The sequence below is a fragment of the Streptomyces sp. YJ-C3 genome (assembly GCF_053891275.1).
This window is the reverse complement of record NZ_CM132685.1, coordinates 7,713,817-7,726,213: the sequence shown is the minus strand read 5'-3', so window position 1 is coordinate 7,726,213 and position 12,397 is coordinate 7,713,817. Positions and strand designations below refer to the sequence as shown.

11 protein-coding genes are annotated in these 12,397 nt (G+C 70.2%); 4 read left to right on the top strand and 7 right to left on the bottom strand.

Going from position 1 to position 12,397, the window contains the following annotated elements:
- Window positions 1–19 precede the first annotated feature (19 nt).
- Together ACVHNB_RS34850 and ACVHNB_RS34845 are read left to right on the top strand one after the other, a co-directional pair.
- Window positions 20–316, top strand: a complete 297-nt coding sequence (locus ACVHNB_RS34850; RefSeq protein WP_456226716.1) for an HNH/endonuclease VII fold putative polymorphic toxin — start codon at window positions 20–22, stop codon at window positions 314–316.
- A gap of 20 nt (window positions 317–336) precedes the next feature.
- The gene (locus ACVHNB_RS34845; RefSeq protein WP_456226715.1) at window positions 337–756 is read left to right on the top strand and encodes a hypothetical protein; all 420 of its coding nucleotides are present in this window, start codon (window positions 337–339) and stop codon (window positions 754–756) included.
- Window positions 757–1,639: 883 nt separating this feature from the next.
- On the opposite strand, the gene ACVHNB_RS34840 is transcribed toward ACVHNB_RS34845, so the two are convergent.
- The 7 genes from ACVHNB_RS34840 to ACVHNB_RS34810 form a co-directional block, all read right to left on the bottom strand.
- Window positions 1,640–2,971, bottom strand: coding sequence for a Gfo/Idh/MocA family protein (locus ACVHNB_RS34840; protein WP_456226714.1), 1,332 nt, complete (start codon window positions 2,969–2,971; stop codon window positions 1,640–1,642).
- Entirely contained in the window at window positions 2,968–3,993 is a 1,026-nt protein-coding gene (locus ACVHNB_RS34835; protein ID WP_456226713.1) for a LacI family DNA-binding transcriptional regulator, read from the bottom strand. Before ACVHNB_RS34835 ends, ACVHNB_RS34840 begins: the two co-directional genes overlap by 4 nt.
- 143 nt (window positions 3,994–4,136) lie before the next feature.
- Window positions 4,137–4,763, bottom strand: coding sequence for a hypothetical protein (locus ACVHNB_RS34830; protein WP_428954587.1), 627 nt, complete (start codon window positions 4,761–4,763; stop codon window positions 4,137–4,139).
- Window positions 4,764–4,765: 2 nt separating this feature from the next.
- Entirely contained in the window at window positions 4,766–5,632 is an 867-nt protein-coding gene (locus tag ACVHNB_RS34825) for a carbohydrate ABC transporter permease (protein WP_456226712.1), read from the bottom strand.
- A 2-nt stretch (window positions 5,633–5,634) separates the two neighbouring features.
- On the bottom strand, window positions 5,635–6,588 hold the full coding sequence (locus tag ACVHNB_RS34820) for a carbohydrate ABC transporter permease (RefSeq protein ID WP_456226711.1): 954 nt from the start codon (window positions 6,586–6,588) through the stop codon (window positions 5,635–5,637).
- Between the two features lie 40 nt (window positions 6,589–6,628).
- Window positions 6,629–7,933 carry an ABC transporter substrate-binding protein gene (locus ACVHNB_RS34815; protein ID WP_456226710.1) on the bottom strand — a complete coding sequence of 435 codons (1,305 nt, stop codon included), beginning with the start codon at window positions 7,931–7,933 and terminating at the stop codon, window positions 6,629–6,631.
- A 194-nt stretch (window positions 7,934–8,127) separates the two neighbouring features.
- Window positions 8,128–8,592, bottom strand: coding sequence for a GNAT family N-acetyltransferase (locus ACVHNB_RS34810; protein ID WP_428954591.1), 465 nt, complete (start codon window positions 8,590–8,592; stop codon window positions 8,128–8,130).
- A 116-nt stretch (window positions 8,593–8,708) separates the two neighbouring features.
- Between ACVHNB_RS34810 and ACVHNB_RS34805 the strand changes: the two genes are divergently transcribed.
- On the top strand, window positions 8,709–11,420 hold the full coding sequence (locus tag ACVHNB_RS34805; RefSeq protein WP_456226709.1) for an alpha/beta fold hydrolase: 2,712 nt from the start codon (window positions 8,709–8,711) through the stop codon (window positions 11,418–11,420).
- Window positions 11,417–12,298 (top strand): ABC transporter permease, encoded by an 882-nt coding sequence (locus tag ACVHNB_RS34800; RefSeq protein ID WP_428954593.1) that lies wholly within the window; start codon window positions 11,417–11,419, stop codon window positions 12,296–12,298. The genes ACVHNB_RS34805 and ACVHNB_RS34800 overlap by 4 nt, the downstream gene beginning before the upstream one ends.
- Window positions 12,299–12,397: the final 99 nt, after the last annotated feature.

The following is a 12,397-nucleotide window of genomic DNA, read 5'->3' as shown; positions in this document are numbered from 1 at the left end:
CGTCACGGACGTCAAGCATATGGCTCACATGCCCGGCCACTTCTACTCGTCAACGGACTCCCACCTCGGCAGGTTCCGGCAGTTTGAGACACCGAACGGTTCACGAGTCATTGTCGAGCACACCTTCGACCGGGCAGGTCCGCACTTCCACGCAGGGCAACCGAAACTCGACCCGTCGAGGAGTGGCGTCAATTTCGGATGGGATAATGCTCCCGGTAACCTTTACAGATATCAGGACTCCTGGGAGCGTTATGCCGCCATAGATAAACCCGGCGGCGACCATCATTTCTTCTACAAGTACGGATGGGGAACATAGTGGCTAGGAATAATGACGTCATGGCCTGGGAATCCAAACTGCGGAGTTGCGGGCTGGAGGTGACAGCTACTCCACCCATCCCCGATGCTATTCCTCCGGCCAAAGCGATTCTGGCGGTGGCCGGTGGTCGAGTTCGTCCGGAAGTCACCGCGGAAAAGAGTGCACGCGGCCTGAGAATCCTGGACGAACACTGGAAAGTTCTGCACGCCAAGCTGGCATCGCATACCGGTGAATTCCTCATCATCCTGTGGGGGCCGGGCTCTATGGAGGCAGGGTGGTTCCAGGTAACCGAAAGAAACGACCCTCTCGGACTCCCCTCTCGGGTTGCCTCTGTCATTGGGAGGCCCGAGTTCTGTTGTTTGTCCCTGGACAACAAGACGCTGTATGCGGTCACCGTTGAGGAGGATGAGTACTGGATCGTCACTCACCAATTCAGCTGAACGGCCCTCGGGGCTTCGATCTCGACGAGGTCTCCTACGAATACCTGGATCGTTGACAATGTCATGGTTCGCGTACCGCTAGGGTTGAAGTAATGCTCTTCAGAATCCTAAAAAGCAAGATGGCGCTACCGGTGAACCGGGGCCTGCAATTACTTTCAGTGGGCCCGCCGGTCGAGCTTGGGCCTATTGGCGTGGTGCTGAGCCTCCTGTTGTCGGATCGGTAGCTGTCGTCGAGGTGGATATCCCTGGAGGGGTGGCCAGCTGGAACGAGGCAGAAGGGGCGGATGCTTGGTGGCGGATTCCCCGGGAGCACCGGTCGCGATCAAAGGTACGGTGGCAAGCGCTGACGAGGACTCCGTCGTGGCCATCCGAATCGGCTCCGACGTTCTTCTGGTGGAGTTTTCGGAGGGTAGAAACGAGGGTCGAGCGGCCCCGTATGGTAAGCCCCAGACCGGTGATTGTGTCGAATTTCAGACGGGCCGGATCGATGTGTACCCATACAGTGTTTGATCGAATCTGAAGAAAAAGTGCGACATTCCGCAATCATCAGAAGCTGTACGTGGAGGCGAAATCTTGCCCCTGTCTGAGGCGGACGTTCTGTACGGAGCCACTTGGTGTTACCGGCGGCCAGGCGTGGAGGCGTAGGGATACACGGCTTCGGTGTCGCAGGAAAGGTGAGGCGGTAGCCGTGGACCGTGATGCAGAGGGTGCCGACTCAGCGGTGGCGGAGAGAGGCGCAGCTCGCCGCCTCCCCGGAGGCGACGCCCGCATCGCCGTAGCGGGTGCCGAGGAGGCGCACCTCAGCGGCACTCGCGACGCGCCCCGCGCCCTGATCCGTGACATCACAGAGGGGAAGGCCGACCAGCTGCTGTGAGGGGCACGGTCACCACAAGTCGGCCGTCTCCACCGGAGCCCCCGTCACCAACGACTGGTTACCGGCCACCCCAACGGCCAGCGCCAGCGCCCCATCCCGCGCCGTCGCGCCCTTCCCGGCCGCCGGGGCCGCGCCCTCGTCCGAGCCGTCGCCGAGGGGGCCGAAGAGTTCCTTCAGCATGCGCAGGTCGCCGCCGCCGTGGGAGCCGGCTGCCGTCTCGTACGGGATCTCGCGGGGCGCCTCCCACAGCGGGCGCAGCAGGATCGACGTACGGCCGGGGCGGTCCATGACCACGCCGCCGTGCGCGCCCTCGGCGCCCGAGGCGACGCGCGGGGGCTGCCAGGTGTTCTCCTCCACCTCCAGCTCCAGGCGGCCCGCCGTGCCGTTGAACATGACCCGGTAGCCCTCCCAGGGGGAGTACGCCGTGAGGTGGTACGTCATCGTCGCGCCCGAGTCGTAGCGGACCAGGAGGGACAGATCGTCCTCGATGTCGATGGCGTCGCCGAAGACGTTGCGGTCGCGGACGTAGTCGGAGTCGCCGGCCGCCTCGGCCCGGATGTAGAGGGAGTCGAGGTTCGGGTCGGCGGTGAGGTCGATCGCATACGGGTCACAGGCGGCCTCGGCGGAGCCGTGGGCATGGACGTAGTCGCGGCGCAGGCCCGTGCGTTCGCCGTTGTCGCGGCCGTAGAAGACCAGGCCGCCCTCCGCGTGGACCCTTGAAGGGGCCGCGCCCAGCCACCAGTTGACCAGATCGAAGTGGTGGCCCGACTTGTGGACCAGGAGGCCGCCGCTGTGGCGCTTCTCGCGGTGCCAGCGGCGGAAGTAGTCGGCGCCGTGGCGGACGTCGAGGAGCCATTCGAAGTGGACCGAGCGGATCTCGCCGATCGCGCCGTCGTGCAGCAGCTGCCAGACCTTCTCGTGGGCCGGGTTGTAGCGGTAGTTGAAGCCGACGGAGAGGTCGCCGCCGGTGCGCTCGACCGTGTCGAGGATCGAGCGGCACTTCTCCGCGTCCGTCGTCAGCGGCTTCTCCGTGACGACGCGGCAGCCCGCCTCCAGAGCGGTGTTGATGTACGTGTGGTGGGTCGCGTCGACCGTGGTGACCACAACCTCGTCGATACGGTCCCGGCGCAGCGCAGCGGCGAAGTCGGACGGGTCGCAGGTGGTGGCCGCCGGCCGGCCGAGGGAGGCCAGGAGCCGGTTGTGGTGGGCGATGCGGGTCGGGCTCGGGTCCGCGAGGAGGGCGATGGCGTAGTGGGCGCGGGCACCGAGGGCCTTCGTGTACATCTGGGCGCGGTGGCCGGTGCCGATGATCGCGGCGCGCTTGGGAGCGGCGGAGGTCATGGTCGGGCTTCCTTTCGCGGGGCGGGTCCGGTGGAGCGGCGCACGATCAACTCGCTGGTCAGGGAAGCGTGTTGCGGCGTGCTGTCGGGGTGGTCCAGGCGGTGCAGCATCAGGTCGACGGCCCGTTCGCCGAGCGTGTCGAGGGGGATGCGGACCGAGGTGAGGGCAGGGGTGGCCGTGGTGGCGAGCAGGGTGTCGTCGGCGCCGACCACGCTGACGTCGTCGGGCACGCGCACCCCGCGCTCGGCCAGCCGGGCCAGGACCCCGAGGGCCATCAGGTCGTTGTGCGCGACGATCGCGGTCGCGCCCGCGGCCAGGGTCAGATCGGCGACCTGGGCACCCGTGTGGAACTTGGGTTCGTGCGGCCCGAACTCGGTCACCTTCAGCTCCAGTTGCTCGGCGGCGTAGCGCACGGCGTGGCCGCGCTGTTCGCTCGACCAGGAGTTGGGGGCGCCCAGGATCAGGGCCAGGTGGCGGTGGCCGAGCGCGTGCAGATGGGCCACCGCCTGGCGCAGGCCGTCCTCGCTCGGCGCGACGACGGACGGCACACCGGACACGCTCCGGTTCACCACGACGCTCGGTACCTGCCGCACGACCTCGCCGAGCCGGTCGCCGTCCATCCTCGGGGCGACCAGCAGCAGCCCGTCGACCTGCCGGGCCAGAGTGAGCGCCAACTCGTACTCGTCGTCGGGGTGTTCGTCGGTGTCGGCGAGGAAGACCGCGTAGTCCTTGCGGCGGGCACGGGCCTGCACCGCCTTGGCGATCACGGCGAAGAACGGGTTCGCGATGTCCGGGACGATCAGCCCGAGGGTCCCGGTCCGCCCCAGGGCGAGCGAACGGGCGATCCGGCTGGGGCGGTACCCGAGCCGCTCCGCCGCGGCGAGGACCCGGGCCCTCGTCTCCGGGCGGACCTGGTGCGGGGAGGCGAAGCAGCGGCTCACTGTCGACGGGGACACGCCGGCCTGCGCTGCGACGTCCTCGGCGCCTACGCTGCCGCTCCTTCGCCGGTCGTCCTCAGTCATGGCGTCCCCCTTGACGCAGGCGCCTCGGCGCCGTGGGTGTTCGGTGCTTCGTCGGCGACTGCCGAGACGTCGTGGCTGGTCGCGCAGTTCCCCGCGCCCCTGGGGCACTGATCCTCAGCTCCATCTCGGGCCCAACCGGCACATCAAGCCCCTCCGGCGTTTGAGGAGCGGGGGCCGGGGCGGAGCCCCGGGGAGTGTCCCGAGCGCCGGTCCACGGCTACCGCGGCCAGGGCCAGTACCCCCGCGACCAGCGGAGCGAGCAGCAGCAACTGCCACACGCACACCGCAGAGACGAGCACGGCCCCGCCCAGCATGACCGTCCCGCCCGGATCCCACCGCGGCCGGGCCCACCGCCCCGTGACCGACCACCGGGCGGCAACCCGGATCTGCAGCACGACCACCGCCCCGGCCGCCCCGCCGACCACCAGCGCGAGGACCCAGAAGAACGGCAGATCCCCGGCGGCGGCCGCCAGCCGCAGATCGGCGGCCAGGAAAGCCAGGGCCAGCAGCCCCAGCGCCCCGACCGCCGAACCGCCGCGCAGGGCCCCCCGCCAGTCCGCCAGGAAACGACGGGCCGTACCGGTCGAGGGCCCGTCCGGCACACAGCGCCGCACCTCCGCGCAGCCCGCGGCCATCGCCGCCGGCCAGGTCACCACGAGCAGCGAACCGGCCGCCACGAGCAGCCCGATCCACAGCACCTCGGCGAAGAGCGTGAAGCGTTCCCCGTACGGGGTGTCGCGCCGACGGGCCTGTGCGGCCGAGGAGTTCATGGTCACCCCTTCATCCCGGATGTCGCCGCGCCCTCGATGAGCAGCCGCTGGAACGCCACGAAGAAGATGATCACCGGGAGCAGCGACAGGACCGACATGCCGAGCATCGCGCCGTAGTCCTGGCTGCTGGTCGAGTCGACGAACAGGCGCAGGGCCAGCGGCAGCGGGTACTTCTCCGGCGACTGCAGATAGATGAGCGGGGCGAAGAAGTCGTTCCAGGACCAGATGAACGTGAAGATCGCCGTGGTGATCAGGGCGGGCCGCAGCAGCGGCAGCACGATGTGGCCGAAGATGCGGAAGTGGCCGCAGCCGTCGATCAACGCCGCCTCGTCGAGGCTGCGCGGCAGGTTCCGTACGAACTGCACCATCAGGAACACGAAGAACGCGTCCGTGGCGAGGAACTTGCCCAGCAGCAGTGGCACGTACGTGTCGACCAGGCCCGCCTGCTGGAACATCGTGTACTGCGGGATGAGCAGCAGATGCGTCGGCAGCAGGATCGTCCCGATCATCACCGCGAACATGGGCCCGCGCCCCCGGAACCGCAGCCGCGCGAAGGCGTACGCGGCGATGGAGCACGACAGGACGTTGCCGAGCACCGAACCGAGCGCCAGGATCAGGGAGTTGCTGAAGAAGCGCCAGGCGGGGACCTCGGCGATGCCGTCCAGGGCCGTACTGAATCCGCCCCAAGTGATCTTCGAGGGCAGCAGGTTGAAGCTGGAGAGGATCTCGTCGGCGGGCTTCACCGCGGCGGTGAACACCCACACCACCGGATAGAGGAGGACCAGGAGGAGGGCCAGCGCGCCCACGTGCCAGGCCAGGGAACGGGTACGCGCGCGAGGAGCCGCCGTCGGCACCGTTGTCGTCGTCATCGTCACTTCTCCTCGCCCGCGTAGTGGACCCAGCGGCCCGACGTCTTGAACAGCACCGCGGTGACCACGCCGACGACCAGGAGCAGCACCCAGGTCAGGGCGGCCGCGTACCCCATCCGGAAGTCGTTGAAGCCGAGTTCGTACAGGTACATCGAGTACACGTGGGTGGAGCCCGCGGGGCCGCCCGTGCCGTTGGAGAGCACGAACGCCGAGTTGAACATCTGGAAGGCGTGCACCATCTCCAGGACCAGGTTGAAGAAGATCACCGGGGAGAGCATGGGGACGGTGACGGAGACGAACCGGCGCCAGGGACCCGCCCCGTCAATCTCCGCGGCCTCGTACAGGTCCCGCGGGATCTGCTGCAGCGCCGCCAGGAAGATCACCATCGGGGCGCCGAACTGCCACACCGACAGGGCCACCAGCGACATCAACGACCAGTCGGGGTTGGAGATCCAGCCGCCGGTGTGCACCCCGAACGCGCCGAGGAAACGGTCGACGACGCTGCCGGTGGAGAACAGCAGCCGCCACACGATGGCCGCGCCGACACTCGCGCCGATCAGCGACGGCATGTAGAACGCGGCCCGGTAGAAGTTGCGGCCCTTGCGCCGGGTGTGCAGGAGCAGGGCCACGCCGAGTGCCGCGATCAGCTTGAGCGGCGTCGCCACGACGACGTACAGCAGGGTCACCCCGACCGTGTCGCGGACCTCGGGATCGTCGAAGAGGATGCGCTTGTAGTTGGCGAGGCCGATCCAGCGGGGCGCGTCGAACAGGTTGTAGTCCGTGAACGACATGTAGAGCGAGAACAGCATCGGCGCGAGCGTCAGCACCGCCGCACCGAGCATCCAGGGCGTCAGGAAGACGTACGCCGCACGGTCGTTGGCGCGCCGGCGCGGTGGCTTCGCCGGGGCGCTCTGCGGTGTGCGGGCGACCGCGGCGCGGGTCGTCGTGGAGGCCATGAGGGCTCCCTCCGTACGTAGATGGGGGTGGCCGGGGGCCTCAGGCGAGGACGACCTTCGCCTGGTCGAAGAAGAGATCCACGGCGTGGTCTATGGAGATCCGGCCGTAGAAGAGCTTCTCGGCGACACGCTGCAGATAGACGTTGAGCGAGGCGCCGCCGTCGGCCGGTGGCGGCGGGGTCGGTGACAGCGTCGCCGCGACCTGCTTCTCGTACGTCTGCACCTGGCGCACCGCCGGATCGGTGACCTCGGCGGCGCCCTCCTGGCGGGTGGTGGGCGGCATCCCGATGTTGGTGCCGAGGATCTTCGCCACCCGCCGGTCATTGATCATGAAGTTGATGAACTGCGCGGCCTCACCCACGTACGGGCTCTTCGCGGCGGCGCTGAGCAGCATGCCCGGCTTCGCGTAGATGCCGGAGCGGCTCGTGTCGGTGGGCACGAGGCCGAGGGAGAGCTTGCTGCCGCGCATCTCGCTGCGGCCGCCGACCTGGTTGTCCCACTCCAGGTAGGACGCGACCCGGCGGGTGGTGACGGGATAGCCGGGCAGCGACTCCAGGACCACGTCCGGGCCCGCGAGCGCGCCTTCCTTGCGCCAGTCGTCGACCAGGCCGAGATAGCGGCGCATGTCGTCGTGGCCGAAGCCGAGCGCCCCCTTCTCGGTCCACATCTGCAGGCCCTGCTGGCGCATCCACGTCTCGACGCCCATGTAGTTCTGGCCGGGGTTGTCCATGCCGAACTGTGTGCGCCCGCTGTGCCGGGTCACCTTCAGGGACTGCTCCATGAACGTGTCCCAGGTCATCCGCGCGGTCGGCGGCCGCGCCCCGGCGTCGGCCCACACCTTCGCGTCGTACATCAGCGAGACGCTGTTGTGGGCCAGCGGCAGTGCGACGCGGCGGTCCTCCACCATGCCCGCCGTGCGCAGCGAGGGCACCAGCGTGGAGGCGTCGATCTCCTTGCCGGGGCCCGTGTGGCCGTCGAGGTCGGCGAGGACGCCGTGCTCGCCGAGCGTGCGGATCCAGGCGTAGTCGATGTGCATCACGTCGGGCGGGTTGCCGCCCGCCGCGGCCGTGCTCAGCTTCGGCCAGAACGAGTCGAAGGCGGCGAAGCTCGACTTGACCCTGATCTTCGGATGGTCGCGCTCGAAGACGGCGATGCACTTGTTGATCAGATCGGCCCGTCCGCTGTCGCCCCAGAAGAAGTAGCGCAGGGTCACGGCGCCGCCGGCGCCGACGGACCGGGACGGCCCGCCGCAGGCGGTGAGCGCGGTACCGAGACCGGCGGACAGCAGGGCGGTGAGGGTGGTGCGGCGGGTCAGCGGGCGGCGGGAGGGGGCGTCGTTGCCCATAGGGGGCCTCCACGGCTCGACGGCGGTGTCGAGGTGGGACCTTTGCATGCGCTCGCAAGGCCGTCAACAGTTCTGACGTGCGCAGATATCCGCCAACTTCCTTTGCCGCACACCCTCTTGACGTTTTCTGCGAGCGCTTGCAGGATCGTATGGAAAGCGCTTGCTCCCCGGAGGGTCCCCCCTGCGGAGTCCTCCTATGCGAAGTCCGCGATATCTGTTCCGTCCGTGCTGCCCGGGACGTCCGTGAAGTCCCAGGTGATCACCGCGCACGGCCCGTCGTCCTTGCCGCCCGCGCTGCGGTACGCCGCGAGCGCCACGTCGTTGTCCGTGTCCACCCCGACCCACATGTCGTAGCAGCCGCGCCCGGCGGCCAGCTCCGCGAGCGTCCGGATCAGGGCGCGGGCGATGCCACGGCGCCGGTACGGCTCGGCCACCGCGAGCTCGTACAGGAACATCTCGCGGCCCTTGTCGGGATGGACGGTCTCGACGCCGCTGACGAAACCCACGGGCTCGGCGCCCGCGTAGGCCAGATACAGGTGGTGGCCCGGCGCGGCCAGGAAGTCCCGGGCCGCCTCCGGGCGGGTCGGGGAGTCGAACAGCGGTCCCGCGGCGATCAGTTCCCCGACGGTGCGCGCGCGGCGGATCTCGTGGACGGTCATGGGTGCGTCGTACCACGCCCGCGGTACACGGCGGGCGGACTGTACTACCCGAGGAGGTCAGCGGGTTCCGACCGGGGGTTGCAGCGGCTGTCGGTGGCGGCGCCTACCGTTGACGTATGGATCTACGAGTGGGCGCATGGCGCGAGCGGGTACGCGGGAGGCCGCGGCGGTGGATCGCCGTCGCGGCGGCCCTTGTGGTGCTCGCGGGGGCGGGGACCTGGTCCGTGGCGGCGGCCACGTCGTCCGGGGGCGGCACCGCCGTGCACCGGCAGGACCGGATGATGCCGATGGGCGGCGGCGTCCGGATCGACACCTCGTACTTCACCGCGGGCGACAGCCGCGAGAAGCGGCCCGCCGTGCTGCTCACCCACGGCTTCGGCGGCAGCAAGGCCGATGTGCGGGCCGAGGCGGAGAAGCTCGCCCGGCACGGGTACGCGGTGCTGACGTGGTCGGCGCGCGGCTTCGGAAAGTCCACCGGCAAGATCGGGCTGAACGACAAGGACGGCGAGGTCGCCGACGTCTCCCGGCTCATCGACTGGCTGGCGAAGCGCCCCGAGATCCAGCTCGACAAGGCCGGCGACCCGCGCGTGGGCGTCACCGGCGCCTCGTACGGCGGGGCCGTCTCGCTGCTCGCCGCCGGGTACGACAAGCGGGTCGACGCGATCGCCCCGCAGATCACGTACTGGAACCTCGCGGACGCGCTCTTCCCCGACGACGTCTTCAAGAAGCTGTGGACCGGGATCTTCTTCACCACCGGCTCCGCGAACATCGGCGCGCGCACCAGTGAGGCCGGCCTGCACTGCGGCCGCTTCCAGCCGGAACTGTGCGCCATGTACCAGCGGGTCGCCATGTCCGGGAAGCCCGACGCGCAGGCCCGCAAGCTCCTCGAGGAACGCAGCCCGTCCGCCGTCGGCGACCGCATCAAGGTGCCCACACTCATCTCGCAGGGACAGACCGACTCGCTGTTCCCGCTCGGCCAGGCCGACGCGATCGCCCGGCACGTCAAGGCCAACGGCGCGCCCGTCGACGTCGACTGGATCGCCGGCGGCCACGACGGCGGCGACATGGAGGTCGGCCGCACCACGCAGCGCGTGACCACCTGGTTCGACCGCTACCTCAAGGACAAGGACGTCGACACCGGGCCCGCGTTCCGCGTCACCCGCACCGGCGGCGTCGACTCCACCGACGGCGCGGCCACGCAGCGCGGCGCGAGCGGCGACCGGTATCCGGGGCTGCGCGGCGAGGACCGGGTGCCGGTGCCGCTGAAGTCCGCCGTCGAGACGTTCCAGAACCCGCCGGGCGGCGGCCCGCCGTCGATCTCCACGGTCCCGGGCCTGGGGAACGCATCACAGCTGTCGTCCTCCCTCGGCGTCGGCCTCTCGCTGGACTTCCCCGGCCAGTTCGCCCGGTTCGACTCGGCGCCGCTCGGGCGGTCGGTGCGCATCACCGGCTCCCCGACGGTCACCGCCCACGTGAAGTCCTCCACCGGCACCGCCGTCCTGTTCGCGAAGGTCTACGACGCCGGGCCCGGCGGGGCGCGCCAAATGCTGCCCTCGCAGCTGGTCGCGCCGGTGCGGGTGACCGGGGCGGGCGGCTCCGGCAAGGACGTCACGTTCACCCTCCCCGCCATCGACCACCAGGTCGAGAAGGGACACACGCTCCGGCTCGTCCTGTCCGCGACCGACCTCGGCTACGCGTCACCGGCCGAGCCCGCGACGTACCAGGTCTCCGTCACCGGCGGCCTGAGCCTGCCGACCGCGCCCGGCGTGAAGACCGCGGCCGCGCCGCTGCCCGCATGGGTGTGGTGGCTGCCGATCGGCGCGGCCGTCGTCGCGGCGGCGCTGCTCCTGACGGCCCGCAGGAGGACGACGGCGCCCGCGCCCGACCCGGCCCTCGCGGACGTCCCCCTCCAGATCACGGACCTGAGCAAGAAGTACGCCGGGTCGACGGACCGGTACGCGGTCCGCGACCTGTCCTTCCGCGTCGAACAGGGCCAGGTCCTCGGCCTCCTCGGGCCGAACGGCGCGGGCAAGACCACCACCCTGCGCATGCTCATGGGCCTCATCCGGCCCGACGCGGGCGAGGTCCGCGTCTTCGGCCACGCGATCCGCCCCGGCGCGCCCGTCCTCTCCCGGGTCGGCGCCTTCGTGGAGGGCGCGGGCTTCCTGCCGCACCTGTCCGGGCGCGAGAACCTGGAGCTGTACTGGCAGGCCACCGGCCGCCCGCCCGAGGACGCGCACCTGGACGAGGCGCTGGAGATCGCCGGGCTCGGCGACGCGCTGGCCCGCGCCGTGCGCACCTACTCGCAGGGCATGCGGCAGCGCCTCGCCATCGCCCAGGCCATGCTCGGCCTGCCGGACCTGCTGATCCTGGACGAGCCGACCAACGGGCTCGACCCGCCGCAGATCCGCGAGATGCGCAAGGTGATGATCCGCTACGCGCGCGGCGGCCGCACCGTCATCGTCTCCAGCCACCTGCTGGCCGAGGTCGAGCAGTCCTGCACGCACCTCGTCGTCATGGACCGCGGGCGCCTCGTCCAGGCCGGCCCGGTCGCGGACATCGTCGGCTCCGGCGACACCGTGCTCGTCGGCCTGGCCGGCGAGATCACCGACCCGCTCCTGGAGAAGGTGGCCGCACTGGAGGCGGTGGAGTCGGCGGTCCGCGCCGACGACGGACTCCTGGTCCGCCTCGCCCCCGCGCCCGACGGCAGCGACCCCGCCGCCCGTCTGCTGGCCGACCTGGTCCGGCTCGACGTGCCGGTGAAGTCGCTCGGCCCGCACCGGCGTCTCGAGGACGCGTTCCTGACGCTGATCGGAGGTTCCGCATGACCGGCACCGGGACGACCCTGCCCACGCCGCCCGTCGCCGAGCGCGCCGACGGATACCGGCCCGGACGGACCCTGCCCCTGCGGGTCGAGCTGGTCCGGCAGGTGAAGCGGCGGCGCACCCTCGTCATGGGGGCCGTCCTCGCGCTGCTGCCGTTCGTGCTCGTCATCGCCTTCGCCATCGGCGGCGAGCCCGGCGGCCGCAGCGGCCGGGTCACGCTCATGGACACCGCCACCGCGTCGGGCGCGAACTTCGCGGCGACGGCCCTGTTCGTCTCCGCCGGATTCCTGCTCGTCATCCCCGTCGCCCTGTTCTGCGGCGACACCATCGCCTCCGAGGCGAACTGGTCGAGCCTGCGCTATCTGCTGGCCGCGCCGGTACCGCGGGCCCGCCTGCTGTGGTCCAAGCTCACCGTCGCGCTCGGGCTCAGCCTCGCCGCGATGGTGCTGCTGCCGGTCGTCGCGCTCGGCGTCGGCTCGGTCGCCTACGGCTGGGGACCGCTCGAGATCCCGACCGGCGGGGCGCTGCCCGCGGGCGAGGCGGCCCAGCGCCTCCTCGTCGTGATCGCGTACATCTTCGTGTCCCAACTGGTCACCGCGGGGCTCGCGTTCTGGCTGTCGACGAAGACGGACAACCCGCTGGGCGCGGTCGGCGGCGCGGTCTTCCTGACCATCGTCGGCAACGTCCTGGACGCGGTCACCGCCCTCGGCCACTGGCGCGACTTCCTGCCCGCGCACTGGCAGTTCGCCTGGGCCGACGTCATCCAGCCGCAGCCCGAATGGAGCGGCATGATCCAGGGGGCGTCGGTGTCGGTGGCGTACGCGGTGGTGCTGTTCGCGCTGGCGTTCCGCGGCTTCGCACGGAAGGACATCGTGTCGTAGGCCCGGTGACCGGTCGGGATCGGCCCGGTCTCCGGAGGATCACCCACCGGTCACAACAGCCGTCCTCCGTAACCGCTTTGCCGCCAAGGCGAGACCGCC